This is a genomic window from Vibrio kanaloae (assembly GCF_024347535.1).
GTDB lineage: Bacteria > Pseudomonadota > Gammaproteobacteria > Enterobacterales > Vibrionaceae > Vibrio > Vibrio kanaloae.
In genome coordinates this window covers 2,329,610-2,347,573 of the sequence record NZ_AP025497.1, presented here as the reverse complement: position 1 = coordinate 2,347,573, position 17,964 = coordinate 2,329,610, and the positions used below count along the sequence as shown (strand labels likewise).

Genomic DNA, 17,964 nt, shown 5'->3' with positions numbered 1-17,964 from the left:
GGACAATATTTTGAAAAATATGATTAAAGCAGCAGGTTTAGGCCTTGTAGTTCTTAGCTCTTCTTTCTTTGCAACAGCGGCAGAAGCTGCGCAAAAAGTGGGTTATGTAAACACTGCACAAGTATTCCAGGCTCTACCTCAGCGCGAAGTTGTTCTTCAAAAAATGCAGGAAGAGTTTAAAGACAAAGCGGCTGAGCTACAAAGTATTCAAGCTGAAGCCAAAACGAAGATTGAAAAGCTTAAGCGTGATGGCGAGCTACTGGGTCCTGACGAAGTTGAGAAGCTTCGTATCGAAGTCGGTCAACTAGACAGCAAGTACAAAATCAAAGCTCAAGCACTAGAAAAAGCAAGCCAACGTCGTGAAGCACAAGAGAAACAGAAGCTATTCAAAGTGATTCAAGATGCTGTAACAAAAGTTGCAGAGAAAGAAGGCTACGACATGATCGTTGATATTCAAGCTTTGCAATACGGCAAGCCAGAATACAATATCTCTGAGAAAGTAATTAAAGCACTGAAATAAGTTTTTATGAAGAACCTGACTTTAGCCGAATTGGCAACAATTACCGGTGGAGAGCTACATGGAGACGGGACTATTACCGTTTCAGCAGTTGCTCCTATGGATAAAGCGCGAGAAGGTAACATTACGTTCCTTTCTAACGTGAAGTACAGCAAGCACTTAGGTGACTGTAAAGCATCCGCTATTATGGTCAAAGAGAGTGAGCGTGAACTTTGTAAGACTAACGTAATTGTGGTTAATGACCCATATGTTGCTTTTGCTAAAGTGGCTCAAGCGCTTGATACTACTCCTGCACCTGCTGCGGCTATTGCTGATTCAGCTTCAATTTCAGGTGATGCGATCATTGGACAACATGTGTCTATTGGTGCGAATGCTGTGATTGAGTCTGGTGTGGTACTTGGTGATGACGTAAGCATCGGTGCTGGCTGCTTCATTGGTAAAAACGCAAAAATTGGCACCGGCACTAAGCTGTGGGCTAATGTTAGCATTTACCATGAAGTTGTGATTGGCGAAGCATGTCTGATTCAATCAAGCACGGTCATCGGATCTGATGGCTTTGGTTATGCGAACGAGAAAGGTGAGTGGGTTAAGATACCGCAAGTCGGTTCAGTTCGTATTGGTAACCGAGTAGAAATCGGTGCGTGTACTACTATCGACCGTGGTGCTTTGGACGATACAGTGATTGAAGATAACGTTATCTTAGATAACCAACTTCAAATTGCTCACAATGTTCACATCGGATATGGTTCAGCTCTTGCTGGTGGTACTATTGTGGCTGGCAGCACGACGATAGGTAAGTACTGTATTATTGGTGGCGGTTGTGTGATTAATGGTCATATTGAAATCGTTGACGGCGTTACAATCACCGGTATGGGGATGGTAATGCGCAGCATCACTGAGAAAGGCATGTACTCTTCGGGTATTCCTTTACAGCCAAATAAAGATTGGCGTAAAACGGCAACGCGTGTACATCGTATTGATGAAATGAACAAGCGTCTGAAAACCGTTGAAAAACTTATCGAGAAGAGTGCGGAATCATAATTCCAGCATTTCTAATAAAAGGCTCGCGTACAGCGAGTCTTTTTCGTTTATAATCCTTCTAATTAAATAAAGAATATACATAGGAATACGACTTTGACTACTGAACAGACAACGATGAACATTACTGAAATTCAGGAACTATTACCTCATCGCTACCCATTCTTAATGGTTGATCGTGTGACTAGCTTTGAAAAAGCAAAAACACTCACCGCGATTAAGAATGTTTCTGTTAATGAACCTCAGTTTACGGGCCACTTTCCAAAGCTTCCAGTATTCCCAGGTGTGTTGATTTTAGAAGCAATGGCACAAGCAACAGGTCTTCTTGCATTTAAATCTTTTGGTTCACCTTCAGGTAATGAGCTTTACTATTTTGCTAGCGTAGATAAAGCTAAATTTCGTAAGCCAGTAGTACCAGGTGATCAATTGGTTATCGAAGTTGAATTCTTAAAAGAGCGTCGTGGTATCGCATCGTTTAACGGCGTTGCTAAAGTTGATGGCGTAGTTGTATGTTCAGCTGAACTTAAATGTGCTCGTAGAGAGTTTTAATATGATTCATGAAACAGCGAAAATTCACCCGGCAGCAGTAATCGAAGGTGATGTAACTATCGGTGCTAACGTGACGGTTGGGCCTTTCACTTACATTGCTGGTAACGTGACTATTGGTGACGACACTGAAGTGATGTCGCATGTTGTGATCAAAGGTCACACAACCATTGGTAAAGAAAACCGTATCTTCCCACACGCTGTTATTGGTGAAGAAAACCAAGACAAGAAATACGGCGGCGAAGAGACTACCGTTGTGATCGGTGATCGTAACGTGATTCGTGAAGCGGTTCAAATCCACCGTGGTACGGTTCAAGACAAAGCAACCACAGTGATTGGTGATGACAACTTACTTTGTGTTAATGCTCACGTAGCGCACGATGTTATTGTTGGTAATCATACTCATATTGGTAACAACGCTATCCTTGGTGGTCACGTGACTGTTGGCGACTACGCTGGTGTTATGGCACTTTCTGCGATTCACCCGTTCTGTTCGATTGGCTCTTACGCTTACATTGGTGGCTGTTCTGCAGTTGTTCAAGATGTACTGCCGTACGTGCTTGCACAGGGTAACCACGCGGCTCCATTCGGTCTTAACCTAGTGGGCTTGAAGCGTAACGGATTTGAGAAGCCAGAAATTCGAGCACTACAGAAAGCGTACAAAGAGTTATACCGTTCAGGCAAAACACTTGAAGAAGCGAAAGCGGCTTTAGTTGAAATGGCGAAAGAGTTTACTTCGGTGGCCCCTATGCTAGAAATGCTAGAGAACTCTGAGCGCGGTATTATTCGTTAATACTTGGTGTGATTGGTATAAAAAAGATCGCTACTCGTTAGGCGGTCTTTTTTGTTTTAGGCAAGACGGGAATTGGAAAACTATGGCACAGCAAGAAGCAGCAACTAATAGTTCGGACTTCATTTCGAATGAGCCACTGCGCATAGGCATTGTTGTCGGCGAACTGTCTGGCGATACGCTTGGTGAAGGCTTTATCAAAGCGATTAAATTGCAATACCCGAATGCTGAGTTCGTTGGCATAGGCGGGCCGAAAATGAAAGCCTTAGGCTGTGAGTCTCTTTTCGAGATGGAAGAGCTGGCTGTTATGGGCTTAGTTGAGGTGCTTGGCCGTTTACCTCGCTTGTTAAAAGTGAAAGCGGAACTGGTGAAGTATTTCACTCAAAACCCACCCGATGTATTTGTTGGTATCGATGCGCCCGATTTCAATCTGAGGCTTGAGCTAGACCTTAAAAATGCAGGCATTAAAACGGTCCATTACGTGAGCCCTTCAGTATGGGCATGGCGTCCTAAGCGTATCTTTAAAATCGATAAAGCAACTGATTTGGTACTGGCGTTTCTGCCATTCGAGAAAGCGTTTTACGATAAATACAACGTTGCCTGTGAGTTTGTTGGCCATACACTGGCAGACGCAATTCCCTTGGAGCCAAGCAAACAAGACGCTCGTGAGCTATTAGGTTTAGAGCAAGACAAGCAATGGTTAGCTGTATTACCAGGCAGTCGTGGTGGTGAGATGGGGTTGATTGCTCAACCATTTATCGAGACTTGTCAGCGCATTAAGCAAAAATACCCTGATATTAATTTTGTTGTTGCGCTCGTTAATGAACAGCGTAAAAAACAGTTTACTGAAATCTGGCAATCGACAGCGCCAGAGCTTGAATTTACGTTAGTGGAAGATACTGCAAGAAACGTAATTACTGCTGCTGATTCTGTACTTTTGGCTTCAGGTACTGTTGCTCTTGAGTGTATGCTGCTAAAGCGTCCAATGGTTGTTGGCTATAAAGTGAATAAGTTGACGGGCTACATTGTCAAGAAGCTCGCTATCACTGAGTTTGTATCACTGCCGAATATTCTGGCGGGCGAAGAGATCGTGAAAGAACATATTCTTGAAGAGTGCCATCCAGATTTCTTGTTCCCATCTGTCGATAAAATGCTGTCTGCCGATAACAATGGCTTGATCGAACGTTTTACCGAGATGCATCATTGGATCCGTAAAGGCGCTGATAAGCAAGCTGCTAACGCGGTGATGAAATTGATCGGTCGAGAGTTTATTTAATCATAAAGTGCAGATCCATAAAGCACTGACTTATTGGTTACAAAGAGAATTTTCATGGCAGTAAAAGAGAAAAAAGAGCTTCCTCCGTTTGAGTACCCACAAGGCTACCAGTTGTTTGCTGGCGTGGATGAGGTTGGGCGTGGACCGTTAGTGGGAGATGTTGTGACAGCTGCGGTTATTCTGGATCCAAACAACCCAATTGAAGGCTTAAACGACTCAAAAAAATTATCTGAGAAGAAGCGTCTTGCGTTGCTTCCTGAAATCAAAGAGAAAGCTTTGGCGTGGTCTGTCGGCCGTTGTTCTCCACAAGAAATTGATGAGTTGAATATTCTGCAAGCGACCATGGTCGCTATGCAGCGAGCTATTGTTGGGTTGAGCGTTCAACCCGATATGGCCCTGATCGATGGAAACCGAGTCCCTGAGCTACCGATGGCCGGACTGGCTATTGTAAAGGGTGACTTGCGAGTGGCTGAAATTAGTGCTGCGTCTATTATCGCTAAAGTGGTTCGTGACCAAGAGATGGAAGAGCTCGACAAGATACATCCAGAGTTTGGTTTTGCTAAGCACAAAGGTTACCCGACCAAAGCACACTTTGAAGCGATTGAAAAACACGGTGTAACCGAGCATTACCGTAAGAGCTTTAAGCCAGTAAAGCGGATCCTTGGCATCGATTAAAGTTGCTTACTTGCGGTAGAAAAAAATAGAATACACACAGTTGTAACCCTAGGCTAAAACCTAGAATTCAGGGAAAATAATGTCAGATCCAAAATTTGTTCACCTACGCGTACACAGTGACTTTTCGATGGTGGATGGCCTATCTAAGGTACCGCCATTGGTCAAAAAAGTCGCTGAAATGGGTATGCCTGCTCTAGCACTTACCGACTTTACCAACCTTTGTGGTTTGGTTAAGTTCTACGGTACTGCCCATGGATGCGGGGTTAAGCCAATTATTGGTGCTGACTTCTTGATGCAGTCTCCAGATTTCGGTGATGAGTTAACGAAACTCACCGTCATTGCAACCGATAATAAAGGCTATAACAACCTAACGCTGCTGATATCAAAAGCCTACCTTCGTGGTCATATACAGCATCAGCCTGTTATTGATAAAGAGTGGTTAATTGAGCATGCTGAAGGTCTGATCATCCTATCGGGCGCGAAAGAAGGCGAGATTGGTAAGGCACTACTGAAAGGTAACCGTGAACTGGTTGCAAGTAATGTCGAGTTTTACAAAACGTATTTCCCAGACCGCTTTTACCTAGAACTGATTCGTACCGGACGTCCAGACGAAGAGTCTTACTTGCACTTTGCTTTAGAACTTGCTGAACAAGCAGACTTGCCTGTTGTCGCGACCAACGAAGTTGTGTTCTTAACTGAAGACTTGTTTGATGCTCATGAGATTCGAGTTGCGATTCATGATGGCTACACCATGGTCGATCCTCGTCGTCCTAAAAACTACAGCGCGCAACAGTACCTTCGTAGCGAAGAGGAGATGTGTGAACTTTTCTCTGATATCCCTGAAGCCCTTGAGAACAGTGTTGAGATTGCTAAGCGCTGTAACGTAACCGTTCGTCTAGGTGAATACTTCCTACCTAACTTCCCAACGGAAGGTTTGGCGATTGAAGATTTCCTGATAAAGAAATCTGAAGAAGGCCTTGAGCGACGTCTAGCGTTCCTATTTCCAGATGAAAAGGTTCGAGCAGAGCGTCGTCCTGAGTACGATGAACGACTCAAAATCGAGCTCGAAGTTGTCAACAACATGGGTTTCCCTGGCTACTTCTTGATCGTAATGGAATTCATCCAGTGGTCAAAAGATAACGATGTGCCGGTAGGTCCGGGTCGTGGTTCTGGTGCCGGCTCTCTAGTGGCTTACGCATTGGATATCACCGATCTCGATCCACTCGAATACGACTTGCTGTTCGAACGTTTCTTGAACCCAGAACGTGTATCCATGCCCGATTTCGATATTGACTTCTGTATGGATAAGCGTGACCAAGTTATTGATCACGTTGCTGAAATGTACGGTCGTGATGCGGTTTCTCAGATCATCACTTTTGGTACCATGGCGGCAAAAGCGGTAATCCGTGACGTCGGCCGTGTGCTTGGTCATCCGTTTGGTTTTGTGGACCGAATTTCTAAGCTTGTGCCGCCAGATCCGGGCATGACGCTAGAAAAAGCCTTCCTTGCTGAGCCTGCATTGCCAGAGCTTTACGATGGTGATGAAGAGGTTCGCGAACTGATTGATAAGTGTCGTATCCTTGAAGGCTGTACGCGAAATGCCGGTAAGCACGCGGGGGGGGTTGTTATTTCACCAACCACGATTACCGACTTTGCGCCCATTTATGCTGATGCGGAAGGTCACTTCCCAGTAACGCAGTTCGACAAGAATGACGTTGAAACTGCTGGCTTGGTTAAGTTCGACTTCTTGGGCTTACGGACACTGACCATCATTGATTGGGCGTTAGGCCTAGTCAACCCTCGCTTGAAGAGAGAAGGCAAAGAGCCGGTTCGTATTGAGTCGATACCTCTTGATGATAAAGCGTCGTTTAACCTATTACAAAATTCTGAAACTACCGCGGTATTCCAGCTGGAATCGCGTGGTATGAAAGACTTGATCAAACGTCTACAGCCCGACTGTTTTGAAGATATCATCGCATTGGTAGCTCTGTTCCGTCCGGGTCCTTTGCAATCGGGCATGGTAGATAACTTTATTGACCGTAAACACGGGCGAGAAGCGGTATCGTACCCTGATGAAACATGGCAACATGACTCACTCAAAGAGACGCTAGAACCAACGTATGGCATCATCCTGTACCAAGAGCAGGTTATGCAAATCGCACAGATCCTCGCAGGCTATACGCTTGGCGGAGCGGACATGTTGCGTCGTGCAATGGGTAAGAAAAAGCCAGAAGAGATGGCAAAGCAGCGTAGTATTTTCAAAGAAGGTGCGGAAGCTAACGGTATTGATGGCGAACTGGCCATGAAAATCTTCGACTTAGTAGAGAAGTTTGCAGGTTACGGATTTAACAAATCTCACTCAGCGGCATACGCACTGGTTTCCTATCAAACGCTATGGCTGAAAACACATTACCCTGCTGAGTTTATGGCGGCGGTAATGACGGCGGATATGGATAACACAGAGAAGGTTATTGGCCTTGTTGATGAGTGTTTCCGTATGAAGCTCAAGCTGCTGCCGCCTGATATCAACTCTGGCCTATATCGCTTTAATGTTGATGAAGATGGCGCGATTGTTTATGGCATTGGCGCGATTAAAGGGGTAGGTGAAGGCCCTATTGAAGCGATCATAGAAGCGCGCAATAAGGGCGGTTATTTTAAAGATTTATTCGACTTCTGCGCGCGTCTTGATCTGAAAAAGGTCAACAAGCGTGTTATCGAAAAGTTGATTCTATCCGGTGCGTTAGATAGATTAGGCCCTCACCGTGCAGCAATGATGGCATCTTTGAAAGATGCAGTTAAAGCGGCGAGCCAACATCACCACGCCGAGTCTTTTGGTCAATCTGATATGTTTGGTGTGTTGACTGATGCTCCAGAAGAGGTTGAACATAAGTATACCCAAGTGCCTAAGTGGCCAGAGAAGGTTTGGCTTGAGGGTGAACGTGAAACGCTTGGTTTGTATTTAACGGGTCACCCCGTTAATGCTTATATCAAAGAGTTAGCGAAATACACCAGCTGTCGTTTGAAGGATGCCACGCCAACGCGTCGTGACCAGTCATTAACGATTGCTGGTTTGGTGATTGCGGCGAGAGTAATGACCACAAAACGTGGTACACGAATTGGTTTGATGACACTTGATGATCGATCGGGCCGAATGGAAGTGATGTTATTCTCTGATGCACTCGATCGCTATGCTGAATTGCTCGAAAAAGACAAAATTGTGGTCGTTTCTGGACAGGTCAGCTTTGATGACTTCAACGGTGGGCTTAAAATGTCCGCGCGCGAGGTCATGGACTTAGGAAGCGCCCGTGAAAAATATGCTCGAGGGGTCTCGATATCTATCGACCAATCCCAGATTAATGATCAATTTTTTGAACGCTTTGGTCAAATCTTAGAACCTTATAGAGCCGGAACGGTCCCAGTCAATGTATACTACCAACGTGCCGACGCTAGAGCGCGGTTAACATTGGGCACAGAATGGCGTGTGACGCCAAGTGACACATTGCTAGACGAATTAAAACAGCTGCTTGGAAATAGCCAAGTAGAACTCGAATTTAACTAAAATTTAGCTTCGTGCATATGAAGCTGAATCAACAAGGATTCATAGATGAGCCTGAACTTTCTAGAATTTGAAAAGCCTATCGCTGAACTTGAAGCAAAAATCGAAGCGCTACGTGACGTTTCACGTCACGGTGGTGACGCAGCGGTAGATCTAGACAAAGAAATCGAACAACTAGAGAAAAAAAGCTTAGAGCTTAAACAGAAAATCTTTAGTGACTTAGGTGCGTGGCAGGTAGCTCAACTTGCTCGCCACCCTCAACGTCCTTATACCAAAGATTACCTGGAGCATGCATTCACAGAGTTTGAAGAGATGGCGGGCGATCGCGCTTACGCTGACGACAAAGCTATTGTGGGTGGTATGGCTCGTCTAAATGGCCGTCCTGTTATGGTTATTGGTCATCAGAAAGGTCGCGAGACGAAAGAAAAAGTGATCCGTAACTTTGGTATGCCAAAGCCAGAAGGTTACCGTAAGGCGCTACGTCTAATGGAAACCGCTGAGCGTTTCAACATGCCTATTATTACTTTCATCGACACAGCGGGCGCATATCCAGGTGTTGGTGCTGAAGAGCGTGGTCAATCTGAAGCTATCGCTAAAAACCTAAAAGTGATGGCAGGACTTTCAGTTCCTGTTATCTGTAACGTTGTGGGTGAAGGCGGTTCTGGTGGTGCACTAGCGATTGGTGTTGGTGACTACGTGAACATGCTTCAGTACTCTACGTACTCAGTAATCTCTCCAGAAGGTTGTGCTTCAATCCTATGGCGCGATTCGGATAAAGCACCACAAGCCGCTGAAGCGATGGGCCTGATTGCTCCTCGTCTTAAAGAGCTTGAGCTTATCGACGAAATCATTCCTGAGCCTCTAGGTGGCGCGCACCGCGACCCTGCACAAACCGCTCAGAACATGAAAGACATGTTAGTTAAACAGCTAGAAGAGCTAGAGCAGTTTGATAATGAAACGCTGCTTGAGCGTCGTTACCAGCGTCTAATGAGCTACGGCTACTGCTGATAAATTACCTTAGCGATAAAGCTAGCCATACGAACAAGTTGATCAAAGGGTTGGACTCAGTGCCAACCCTTTTTTATTATTAAAACATTATCCCTTCACACACGATCTCTGGTTTATTAGCCTCATGACACACTTAATTGATACCTTCACATCTGTACTCAATCAAAGCGCGCTCAAGCCTTGTCGATTGATCGTCGCTTTCAGTGGGGGTGTCGATTCACGAGTTTTGCTGGAGTTGGCTGCGCAATACGCTAGGTCCCATCACATTGAGTGCTGTGCGGTACATGTACATCATGGTCTGAGTAAGAACGCAGATCTCTGGGCTGAACAATGCCAAACATGGTGTGATGCTTTGTCTATTCCATTGGCTATAGAACGAGTGTCGTTGGATCTCAACAGCGGAGAAAGTGTAGAAAAGCTCGCTCGAGATGCTAGATACCAAGTCTTTAAAAAGCACCTTCGGCAGGGGGACTTACTTGTTACTGGTCAGCACATTGACGACCAAGTGGAGACGTTCTTGTTAGCGTTAAAGCGAGGCAGTGGCCCCAAAGGGCTCTCTTCTATGGCTCAAGTGAGCCCGTTTGCAGGCGCTTTTATTGTTCGACCTATGTTGTCAGTGACCCGAACGGATATTGAAATGTTTGCTCATTATATGGGCTTAACTTGGGTCGAAGATGAGAGTAATCAGGACGTGCGCTTTGATCGTAACTTTATTCGTCATCAAGTGACACCAGTTCTTACCGAGCGTTGGCCAAGCTTTCGTGAGTCGGTCAGTCGCAGTGCCCAACTCTGTGCAGAGCAAGAGTTATTGCTCGATGAGTTGCTTGAGTCACACTTCCAGCAAGCTTTAGGGGATAGCCAGAGATTAAGCATTGAGGCGTTATCTCAGCACTCCGAACTATTACGCGCACGCTTGTTAAGGATGTGGTTCAGCCATTGCAATCAATCGATGCCCAGTAAAAAACAGCTTAAGCTTATCTGGGATGAAGTGGCATGTGCTCAAGCGGATGCCAATCCTAAGCTAGTACTGAACGATGTCGAAGTGAGACGCTTTAATCATCACCTGTACATAGTGAAGGAGACTAAAGACTTGTCGTGTTGGCAAGCTGATGTTGTGCTTGGTGATAACTTGGAGTTGCCCGATAGTTTAGGAAAGCTACAGTTAATGTCGTCACCGAATGATGCAGTATCGAATGGTCGTAATTCGCAAAACTTCAGCTTGAAGGATACAAGTGGAGTACTACGAATTACCTTTAACCCGGAAGGATTATCGGCTCATCCAATTGGGCGTGGGCACAGTAGAAAGCTCAAAAAACTCTTTCAGGAATACCAAGTTCCCAGCTGGTTACGGCGCAGAACGCCAATATTAATGGATGGTGATCGAGTGATCGCTGTTTTAGGCTTATTCGTAGATAAAAATTACCAAGGTCAAGATTGTGAAGCACTTTGGAGCAAGTAGAAAAAGTTTGTGTCACAATTCGACGTTACTTTAATAAAAATAATTAATGGAATATGCAATGAAGAAAATTACACTAGGATTAGTTCTTGGATTTGGACTATTGAGTGGTAACGCCCTGGCGGGGGATGTTGCTGCGGGTCAGGCTAAAGCAGCAATCTGTGCGGCATGTCATGGCGCAGATGGTATCGCAGTGATCCCAGGTTATCCCAACCTGAAAGGACAAAACGAGCAGTACCTTGTTTCATCGATTAATGCGTACAAAACAAAGCAGCGTAACGGTGGTTTGGCTGCTGTTATGCAGGCTCAAGCATCAATGCTGAATGATGAAGATATCGCGAATCTAGCGGCTTACTACGCAAGTCTTAAGTAAAGTGTTCTAAAAGCGCTGATCAAACAAGATGATAAATTTCGAGCCAGAGCTTTAAAGCTCTGGCTTTTTTCATTGAATGTTTACTATAGCTAACCGATAATGAGTCATTCATACAGTTTAAGGGATGAACATGAAAAAGATTGAAGCCATTATCAAGCCATTCAAACTTGATGATGTACGTGAAGCACTTGCAGAAGTGGGTATTACGGGCATGACAGTATCTGAAGTGAAAGGCTTTGGACGCCAGAAGGGCCATACTGAGTTATACCGTGGCGCCGAGTACATGGTCGACTTTTTACCTAAAGTGAAGTTAGAAATTGTTGTGACCGACGAAGTGGCTGACCAATGTGTTGATACCATTATCGAAACGGCGCAAACGGGTAAAATTGGCGACGGTAAGATCTTCATTACTGACGTTGAACGTGTGGTACGTATTCGTACTGGCGAAGAAGACGAAGACGCCGTATAAAAAAGCGATTACCCTAAAAGGAGCGTTTATCGCTCCTTTTTCATTTTAGGTAGGGTGTTGTATGTTTAAGAAAATCACCATTGTCATCACATTATTGGTGACATTTGCTGTTGCTAGTTTTCATCTTATCTTCGTGATCCCGAGTCAGCCTAACCTGATCACTTCCTCTCAAAGTATCAGCAGCGATATCTATAGCTGCTACCAGAATTCAACACCGAAAGCGATTGATGTGTCTGATGGATTGAGCATCACTGTGTGGAACATCTACAAGCAGAACCGCAGTAATTGGCAGAGCGAATTGAACAAACTTTCGGCAGGAAGTGATTTAGTATTACTGCAAGAAGCACGTGTGACTAATGATTTTCGATTGTGGGTCACAAGTAGCCAGTGGGGCAGTATTCGCGTTAACGCTTTTGAAGCATTTAAGCAAAGTTCGGGTGTACTCAATTTAGCGACTCACTTACCGATCGAAGCTTGTGCCTATACTCATGAAGAGCCTTGGCTTCAACTGCCAAAATCAGCACTGTGGTCTCGTTACCTACTGAGTAATGGGGAAGAGTTGGCAGTTATCAATATCCATGCCGTGAACTTTACGTTTGGCACCGTAGATTACGCATCGCAACTCAATAGTTTAACTGACAAACTGCAGCAGTATCGCGGGCCCGTGCTTTTTGCGGGCGATTTTAACAGTTGGAGTAAATCTCGCTTTACGGTGTTGAAGGATGCGCTGGAAAAGGTCGGTTTGACTGAGGTGGATTTTGACCCCGATAACCGCACGCAGTTTATGACAGGATTGGTACTTGACCACGTGTTCTATCGAGGGTTAGAGGTAGAAAAAGCAAAAGCGCCCTTTACGAACGCTTCTGATCATAATCCAATGTTAGTCACCTTTAAGGTGAAATAGCCGCGAGCTCTTACTAACTTGGTTATCTAAGAAATTAGATTGAATGGGTTATCTACGAAACTAGAATGTAGATAGCCCAGATTAGGTAATAGCCAACCCATGGCAAGCCTGAAATCACTAGTGCTTGCCCACGTTCAAATTCAGTCCAAGTCAGTACAGCTGCATAACCTAGTACAATGTACCATGGAAGCAGCAGTGGTAATGAGCTAGCAAATTGAGACCAGTCATTGGTCAGCGGTAACTTGATCAAGCCGTTTAAGCTGTTCAAGTCTGCCGCGTAGTTCATCACCTGACCGTGCTTTAGGATTAGGCTTGCGTAGCTCGCTACGTCACCTAAAACCGCAGGGAATATCACTACCGATGCCGCTGCAAACCATCGCCAAAAGCTATGCTGATGTTGGCTTGGTTTGGTTGCTAGGTTAAACCAGAACGCTAACAAAACGATGGTTAACGTTCGGCCAAACACGTCGCTGATGATCTCGCTTGCAAGCAGGGTGTTGCTATCAAGTAACGCCAATTGGTCAGGGTTAGTTTGAGCGAGTTGCTGCGACAACTCTGCGCTTAACCATGCAAAATCTACATTCGAAAAATAGGCACCCCAAAATAAAAAGGGACTGAGTATTAATACGACGTAGGGTTGCCATCCCCAAGCACTTCGCTGATAAAGCGCTAAGAAACAAGCTGTTGGTGATCGGAATATATCCAGCAGCATCACGAGTGGGTTACTTGACGGGTTCATACACTTACCTTAGTTACATCAACATACAGCTTCAGTTTTTGTCCTGGCTGTAGGTATTTTTTGTTCTGTAAAGTGTTCCATTTTACAACATCTGCACTTTTTACTTTGAACTTTGATGCAATACCGCTGACTGTGTCACCAGATCTTACTTTATAGAAGATAGTGCGAATAATTGAGCCGTCTGAGCTATTTTTCCAGATGACCAATTCTTGGCCAACTCTAAGTGTGTCACGTGGCCCCATGCCATTCCACTTAGCCAGTGATTGGTGTGATACCTTATTCGCGCGTGCAATTGTCCATAAGTTGTCACCACTTTTTACTGTATGGCTGAGCTTATATTGGCCCCGACTCTTCGACTGTGTGCTTGCTAGGCGATTTGATGCGCTTAATGCGTAGGTCTTGTCGTCTTTGGTTGATGTTGGGATAAGCAGGTGCTGGCCAATACGAATATTGTTGTTGCTCAAACCGTTTGCAGAGCGGATCACTTTGCTGGTGGTGTTATATTTGCTTGCCAGTACGCTGATGCTGTCACCAGACTGAACCTTGTAGCGCACCAACTTCATACCCTTACCTTTGTTGGCTGCCAATTCTTTATTGAATTTATCAATGGTAGTTAAAGGAAGTAATAGCTGTTGGTGTTTCTCTGGTGCTGTGGCCCATTGGTTGTAAGCCGGGTTGTAACCTTGCAGTTCTTTTACCGGAATGCCTGCGTAATTAGCCGCAATAGCTAAATCAAGTTGTTCATCTGGGTTAACTAGAGTCAATACTGGCTTGTTAGGGATTGCTGGAATGTCGATGCCATACTTTTCTTGGTTAGCAATGACATCAGCCAAGGCAAGCAGTTTAGGTACATAGCTACTGGTCTCTTTTGGTAGATCCAAAGAGAAAAAGTCGATTGGCTTGCCAAGTTTCTTGTTCTTACGGATTGCTCTGTTCACACGACCACCGCCACTGTTATAGGCAGCAATGGCATGGTTCCAATCGCCATCGAAACGTCTGTTGAGATCTGATAGGAAATTTAATGCAGCATCGGTAGAAGCGGCGACATCACGACGGCCGTCGTACCAGAAGTTCTGTTCTAGCCCGTAGTCTTTACCTGTGCCAGAAATGAATTGCCATAGACCTGCAGCGCTACCATGTGAGTAGGCAAACGCATCGAAAGAACTCTCTACAACGGGTAATAGTGCTAATTCTAGTGGTAAGCCTTTTTCTTCAATTTTAGTCGTGATCAGATAAAGAAAAGGTTCAGCACGTTGTGAGACGGTTTTGAGGTGACTAGGGTGCTTTAGATACCAAGTTCGGTAGTAATTGACCTTCTTTTGGTCGGGTACTTCCATTTCAAGTTGCATCGCAATACGTTTCCAAACATCTTCTTGTGTTTTTGGAGTAACAACAGGTGCTTCAACTTTTGGTTCTTCTTTGGTCGCTTCTGATGAAGCGTTCGTTTGCGAAGCTTCTTTAGTCTGTGATGTGTTGGTTTGCTCGGGAGCTTGGTCTGGATTCTCTGACTGAGTTAATTGGCAACCAGAAAGTAGTAATACCAAAGCCCAGCTGTACTTAACTCGCATGTTACAGCCTTTTTAATAAACGGCTGCTGATAATACTTGTCACTCCCTATAAGTGACAAGTCTGTATTTGTTAAAATTCGTTCTTCCATGTACGTAAAGCGGTAAAAACTGATAAAGCATCAGTCTGTTCGGTGCGATTAGACACTGATTTCACGACACTTGGCTCGGTATAGCGCAAGAAAGGGTTAACTAATTTCTCTTGGCGTAAATTTGTGGGGATGGTCGGTTTATTTTGTGCTCGCAGTCGGTTAACTTGATCTCGATATTGCTGAAGGTGTTGGTTATCAGGCTCAACCGCAAGCGCGAATGCGATATTGGCCGCTGTGTACTCATGTGCACAGTAAACCTCTGTTTCTTGAGGAAGAGCGGTTACCTTATTGAGTGCATCAAACATTTGCTGTGGTGTGCCTTCCATGATTCGGCCACAGCCTGCTGAAAACAACACATCGCCACAAAATAACTTGGCGTCACCTACGTACCCTATGTGGCCAGCAGTATGCCCACTCAGTCCAAGCACAAGGAAAATTTCATCAAACAGCTCTAACTGGTCGCCGTCATCAACAGGGTGGGTCAATGTCGGAATCGGTTCATTTCTTGGGCCAACGACATCCACATCTGGAAATTGTCTTACCAGTTCTGGAACGCCACCAATGTGATCGTGGTGGTGGTGTGTAATCAAGATTGCATCTAAAGTTAGCTCATGGTGTGCTAAATACTCTAATACTGGAGATGCATCACCAGGGTCGACGACAGCACAACGGCGATCGCTATTTTCAATCAGCCAGATGTAATTGTCATTAAATGCAGGTATGCTTTTGATATATAACATTATTGGTTCTCCAGTCACTTTTAGTGAGACAGAATAAGTGAGACAGATTATTGATGAAGCCAGCGCGTAGCAGAAAGAAGTTTGAGCGTCCCTACACTTGGGCACAGTTGCACAATGGAGACTGGTCGAGAGAATCAATTCAAACTCGACTGGATGAGTGGTGCCCTAAGTTATTTGGTTACCATATGCTCAAACTTGGAGGCCTCAGCAGTGAGATTTCTAGCTGCACATGCAACATTCAACATCAAGTAAACCTAGATATCCAGAACCCATTACATAATGTGATAGCGGATGGCTATAATTTGCCCTTTTTAGAGAAAAGCTTCGACGTTGTGGTGTTTAGTCATCAATTAGATTATAGCAATGACCCACATAGATTATTGAGAGAAGTTGACCGAGTGATGATGGATGATGGCTATATCATCATCACAGGTTTTAACCCGTTCAGCCTAATAGGCCTTGCTAGTTTGATGCCTTGGCGTAAGAAAAGCTTGCCTTGGAGTGGCCGTATGTACACTCCAAGTCGAGTAAAAGACTGGCTAGGTGTACTTAATTATGAAGTGATTCATTGTGATACTTACGCACTGTTTCCTATGAGTAAATATCGAGCAATATGGACGTGGCTGGAGAACGGTTTGGGTGGTTGTGCATCATTTGCGGGAAGCCAATATTTTATTGTCGCTCGTAAGCGTACTTATCCACTCAAACCGATTAAGCCACATTGGCACCTCAAGCGACGTTTCTCTCCGGTTGGAGCAAGCTTCAGAACACACAGTCGCCGTACGTTGAGTTCAGCTAAGACTTCATACCCGATAAAAACAGAAAAAGCCGATTAGCAGTCGGCTTCTCATTTTAAATATGGCTCTGAAGCGAGTGTCTAACTCAGTGTACTAACTAAAGCAGGTCGTTAGCTTGGCTGATACCCCGTATCTTCTTGAGTTGGACTTTCAGCTGCGGTCCGTGCTAAATCATCACACATTTCGTTTTCTCTGTGTCCAGCGTGTCCTTTTACCCAGCGCCAATCCACGGTGTGACGAGCTGTTTCTTTATCAAGCCTTTGCCAAAGATCGGCGTTTTTAACTGGTTTCTTATCGGCAGTTTTCCAATCTCGTTTTTTCCAGTTATGAATCCACTGTGTAATGCCTTGACGCACGTACTGGCTGTCTGTCGTTAAAATCACAGAGCAAGGCTCCTTGAGGGTTTGTAGAGCTACGACAGCGGCGAGCATTTCCATCCGGTTATTGGTTGTTAGGGTAAAACCTTCCGCTAGTGTCTTTTCGACTTTTTTGTAACGAAGTACGATGCCGTAGCCGCCAGGGCCGGGGTTGCCTAAACAAGAACCATCAGTGAAAATTTCAACTTGTTTCGTCATGATTTGATACTATTACCTCAAGCACATTATCGGCATAGTCTGACACAGTTATCCTTATGAATACCAGTAGCACCCCAGAACAAAGCGTTGACGCAGAAGCGAACGCCATGACAGAAAATGACGTGAACGCACAAAATAAGCGAATTATTGTACTCGATACCGAAACAACCGGTATGAATACAGAAGGCGGCCCTCACTACTTAGGGCATCGTATTGTCGAAATCGGTGCGGTAGAAATCATCAACCGTAAGCCGACAGGACGTCACTTCCATGTCTATATCAAGCCAGATCGTGCGATTCAAGAAGAAGCGATTGGCGTTCACGGCATTACCGATGAATTCTTGGTTGATAAGCCAGAATACCAAGACATACATAAAGAATTTCTCGACTTTATCAAAGGTGCTGAGCTGGTGGCTCATAACGCGCCCTTCGATACAGGCTTTATGGATTATGAGTTTGAGAAGCTCAACCCTGCGATAGGTAAAACGGCTGATTACTGTAAAGTTATCGATACCTTGGCGATGGCGAAAAAGATATTTCCGGGTAAAAGAAACAACCTAGATATCTTATGTGACCGTTACGGTATTGATAACTCGCACCGTACCCTCCATGGCGCATTACTCGATGCGGAGATCCTAGCCGACGTCTACTTATTGATGACGGGTGGCCAAACGTCGCTGCAATTTAACGCTGGTCAACAAGAAGGCGAAGCGGAAAGTATACGAAGAGTAGAAAGTGGTCGAAAATCCCTAAAGGTTTTACGAGCTACGGCCGATGAAATAGAAGCGCATCAAAATCGTTTAGACCTCGTCGAGAAAAGCGGAAGCTGCCTTTGGCGTCAGTAGGGA

18 protein-coding genes are annotated in these 17,964 nt (G+C 44.9%); 14 read left to right on the top strand and 4 right to left on the bottom strand.

The window, feature by feature from the left end; all coding sequences use genetic code 11:
* Positions 1-19: 19 nt before the first annotated feature.
* The 12 genes from OCV24_RS10620 (at position 20) to OCV24_RS10565 (ending at position 12,608) form a co-directional block, all read left to right on the top strand.
* Positions 20-520 (top strand): OmpH family outer membrane protein, encoded by a 501-nt coding sequence (locus OCV24_RS10620; protein ID WP_017056311.1) that lies wholly within the window; start codon positions 20-22, stop codon positions 518-520.
* A 6-nt stretch (positions 521-526) separates the two neighbouring features.
* Positions 527-1,558, top strand: a complete 1,032-nt coding sequence (gene lpxD / locus OCV24_RS10615) for a UDP-3-O-(3-hydroxymyristoyl)glucosamine N-acyltransferase (protein ID WP_017056312.1) — start codon at positions 527-529, stop codon at positions 1,556-1,558.
* Between the two features lie 93 nt (positions 1,559-1,651).
* Positions 1,652-2,104, top strand: a complete 453-nt coding sequence (fabZ, locus tag OCV24_RS10610; RefSeq protein WP_029626974.1) for a 3-hydroxyacyl-ACP dehydratase FabZ — start codon at positions 1,652-1,654, stop codon at positions 2,102-2,104.
* Position 2,105: 1 nt separating this feature from the next.
* Positions 2,106-2,894, top strand: a complete 789-nt coding sequence (gene lpxA, locus OCV24_RS10605; protein WP_017056314.1) for an acyl-ACP--UDP-N-acetylglucosamine O-acyltransferase — start codon at positions 2,106-2,108, stop codon at positions 2,892-2,894.
* Between the two features lie 82 nt (positions 2,895-2,976).
* On the top strand, positions 2,977-4,167 hold the full coding sequence (gene lpxB, locus OCV24_RS10600) for a lipid-A-disaccharide synthase (protein ID WP_137025769.1): 1,191 nt from the start codon (positions 2,977-2,979) through the stop codon (positions 4,165-4,167).
* Positions 4,168-4,221: 54 nt separating this feature from the next.
* Complete coding sequence (gene rnhB / locus OCV24_RS10595) at positions 4,222-4,842, top strand: ribonuclease HII (protein WP_150879145.1); 621 nt, start codon at positions 4,222-4,224, stop codon at positions 4,840-4,842.
* A 79-nt stretch (positions 4,843-4,921) separates the two neighbouring features.
* Positions 4,922-8,401 (top strand): DNA polymerase III subunit alpha, encoded by a 3,480-nt coding sequence (dnaE, locus tag OCV24_RS10590; RefSeq protein WP_017056317.1) that lies wholly within the window; start codon positions 4,922-4,924, stop codon positions 8,399-8,401.
* Positions 8,402-8,446: 45 nt separating this feature from the next.
* The gene (gene accA / locus OCV24_RS10585) at positions 8,447-9,406 is read left to right on the top strand and encodes an acetyl-CoA carboxylase carboxyl transferase subunit alpha (protein WP_017056318.1); all 960 of its coding nucleotides are present in this window, start codon (positions 8,447-8,449) and stop codon (positions 9,404-9,406) included.
* Positions 9,407-9,530: 124 nt separating this feature from the next.
* Complete coding sequence (gene tilS, locus OCV24_RS10580; RefSeq protein WP_046223720.1) at positions 9,531-10,865, top strand: tRNA lysidine(34) synthetase TilS; 1,335 nt, start codon at positions 9,531-9,533, stop codon at positions 10,863-10,865.
* 58 nt (positions 10,866-10,923) lie between these two features.
* Positions 10,924-11,235, top strand: coding sequence for a c-type cytochrome (locus tag OCV24_RS10575; RefSeq protein WP_017056320.1), 312 nt, complete (start codon positions 10,924-10,926; stop codon positions 11,233-11,235).
* A 130-nt stretch (positions 11,236-11,365) separates the two neighbouring features.
* Positions 11,366-11,704: a nitrogen regulatory protein P-II gene (gene glnB / locus OCV24_RS10570; RefSeq protein ID WP_004738609.1), complete on the top strand. Its 339-nt coding sequence runs from the start codon at positions 11,366-11,368 to the stop codon at positions 11,702-11,704.
* A gap of 61 nt (positions 11,705-11,765) precedes the next feature.
* Complete coding sequence (locus tag OCV24_RS10565) at positions 11,766-12,608, top strand: endonuclease/exonuclease/phosphatase family protein (RefSeq protein WP_046223721.1); 843 nt, start codon at positions 11,766-11,768, stop codon at positions 12,606-12,608.
* 52 nt (positions 12,609-12,660) lie between these two features.
* Here OCV24_RS10565 and OCV24_RS10560 read toward each other — a convergent pair whose 3' ends face one another.
* The 3 genes from OCV24_RS10560 to gloB form a co-directional block, all read right to left on the bottom strand.
* Positions 12,661-13,347: a YIP1 family protein gene (locus tag OCV24_RS10560; protein WP_017056322.1), complete on the bottom strand. Its 687-nt coding sequence runs from the start codon at positions 13,345-13,347 to the stop codon at positions 12,661-12,663.
* Complete coding sequence (locus tag OCV24_RS10555) at positions 13,344-14,915, bottom strand: LysM peptidoglycan-binding domain-containing protein (protein WP_077680687.1); 1,572 nt, start codon at positions 14,913-14,915, stop codon at positions 13,344-13,346. Before OCV24_RS10555 ends, OCV24_RS10560 begins: the two co-directional genes overlap by 4 nt.
* A gap of 70 nt (positions 14,916-14,985) precedes the next feature.
* Positions 14,986-15,744: a hydroxyacylglutathione hydrolase gene (gene gloB / locus OCV24_RS10550; RefSeq protein WP_017056324.1), complete on the bottom strand. Its 759-nt coding sequence runs from the start codon at positions 15,742-15,744 to the stop codon at positions 14,986-14,988.
* A gap of 53 nt (positions 15,745-15,797) precedes the next feature.
* On the opposite strand from gloB, the gene OCV24_RS10545 reads away from it, so the two are divergent.
* On the top strand, positions 15,798-16,580 hold the full coding sequence (locus OCV24_RS10545) for a class I SAM-dependent methyltransferase (protein WP_017056325.1): 783 nt from the start codon (positions 15,798-15,800) through the stop codon (positions 16,578-16,580).
* 71 nt (positions 16,581-16,651) lie between these two features.
* Here the strand turns inward: OCV24_RS10545 and rnhA are convergent, their stop codons facing one another.
* Positions 16,652-17,116 (bottom strand): ribonuclease HI, encoded by a 465-nt coding sequence (rnhA, locus tag OCV24_RS10540; RefSeq protein ID WP_017056326.1) that lies wholly within the window; start codon positions 17,114-17,116, stop codon positions 16,652-16,654.
* A gap of 56 nt (positions 17,117-17,172) precedes the next feature.
* On the opposite strand from rnhA, the gene dnaQ reads away from it, so the two are divergent.
* Entirely contained in the window at positions 17,173-17,961 is a 789-nt protein-coding gene (gene dnaQ, locus OCV24_RS10535) for a DNA polymerase III subunit epsilon (RefSeq protein WP_017056327.1), read from the top strand.
* Positions 17,962-17,964 lie beyond the last annotated feature (3 nt).

What these genes read in the sequence shown, in the direction of transcription:
- OCV24_RS10620 (WP_017056311.1), top strand. Translation starts at nt 20, where the DNA reads ATGATTAAAGCAGCAGGTTTAGGCCTTGTAGTTCTTAGCTCTTCTTTC.
- dnaQ (WP_017056327.1), top strand. Translation starts at nt 17,173, where the DNA reads ATGAATACCAGTAGCACCCCAGAACAAAGCGTTGACGCAGAAGCGAAC.
- OCV24_RS10555 (WP_077680687.1), bottom strand. Translation starts at nt 14,915, where the DNA reads ATGCGAGTTAAGTACAGCTGGGCTTTGGTATTACTACTTTCTGGTTGC.
- rnhB (WP_150879145.1), top strand. Translation starts at nt 4,222, where the DNA reads ATGGCAGTAAAAGAGAAAAAAGAGCTTCCTCCGTTTGAGTACCCACAA.
- lpxB (WP_137025769.1), top strand. Translation starts at nt 2,977, where the DNA reads ATGGCACAGCAAGAAGCAGCAACTAATAGTTCGGACTTCATTTCGAAT.
- glnB (WP_004738609.1), top strand. Translation starts at nt 11,366, where the DNA reads ATGAAAAAGATTGAAGCCATTATCAAGCCATTCAAACTTGATGATGTA.
- OCV24_RS10565 (WP_046223721.1), top strand. Translation starts at nt 11,766, where the DNA reads ATGTTTAAGAAAATCACCATTGTCATCACATTATTGGTGACATTTGCT.
- OCV24_RS10560 (WP_017056322.1), bottom strand. Translation starts at nt 13,347, where the DNA reads ATGAACCCGTCAAGTAACCCACTCGTGATGCTGCTGGATATATTCCGA.
- dnaE (WP_017056317.1), top strand. Translation starts at nt 4,922, where the DNA reads ATGTCAGATCCAAAATTTGTTCACCTACGCGTACACAGTGACTTTTCG.
- OCV24_RS10545 (WP_017056325.1), top strand. Translation starts at nt 15,798, where the DNA reads ATGAAGCCAGCGCGTAGCAGAAAGAAGTTTGAGCGTCCCTACACTTGG.
- lpxA (WP_017056314.1), top strand. Translation starts at nt 2,106, where the DNA reads ATGATTCATGAAACAGCGAAAATTCACCCGGCAGCAGTAATCGAAGGT.
- gloB (WP_017056324.1), bottom strand. Translation starts at nt 15,744, where the DNA reads ATGTTATATATCAAAAGCATACCTGCATTTAATGACAATTACATCTGG.
- tilS (WP_046223720.1), top strand. Translation starts at nt 9,531, where the DNA reads ATGACACACTTAATTGATACCTTCACATCTGTACTCAATCAAAGCGCG.
- lpxD (WP_017056312.1), top strand. Translation starts at nt 527, where the DNA reads ATGAAGAACCTGACTTTAGCCGAATTGGCAACAATTACCGGTGGAGAG.
- OCV24_RS10575 (WP_017056320.1), top strand. Translation starts at nt 10,924, where the DNA reads ATGAAGAAAATTACACTAGGATTAGTTCTTGGATTTGGACTATTGAGT.
- rnhA (WP_017056326.1), bottom strand. Translation starts at nt 17,116, where the DNA reads ATGACGAAACAAGTTGAAATTTTCACTGATGGTTCTTGTTTAGGCAAC.
- accA (WP_017056318.1), top strand. Translation starts at nt 8,447, where the DNA reads ATGAGCCTGAACTTTCTAGAATTTGAAAAGCCTATCGCTGAACTTGAA.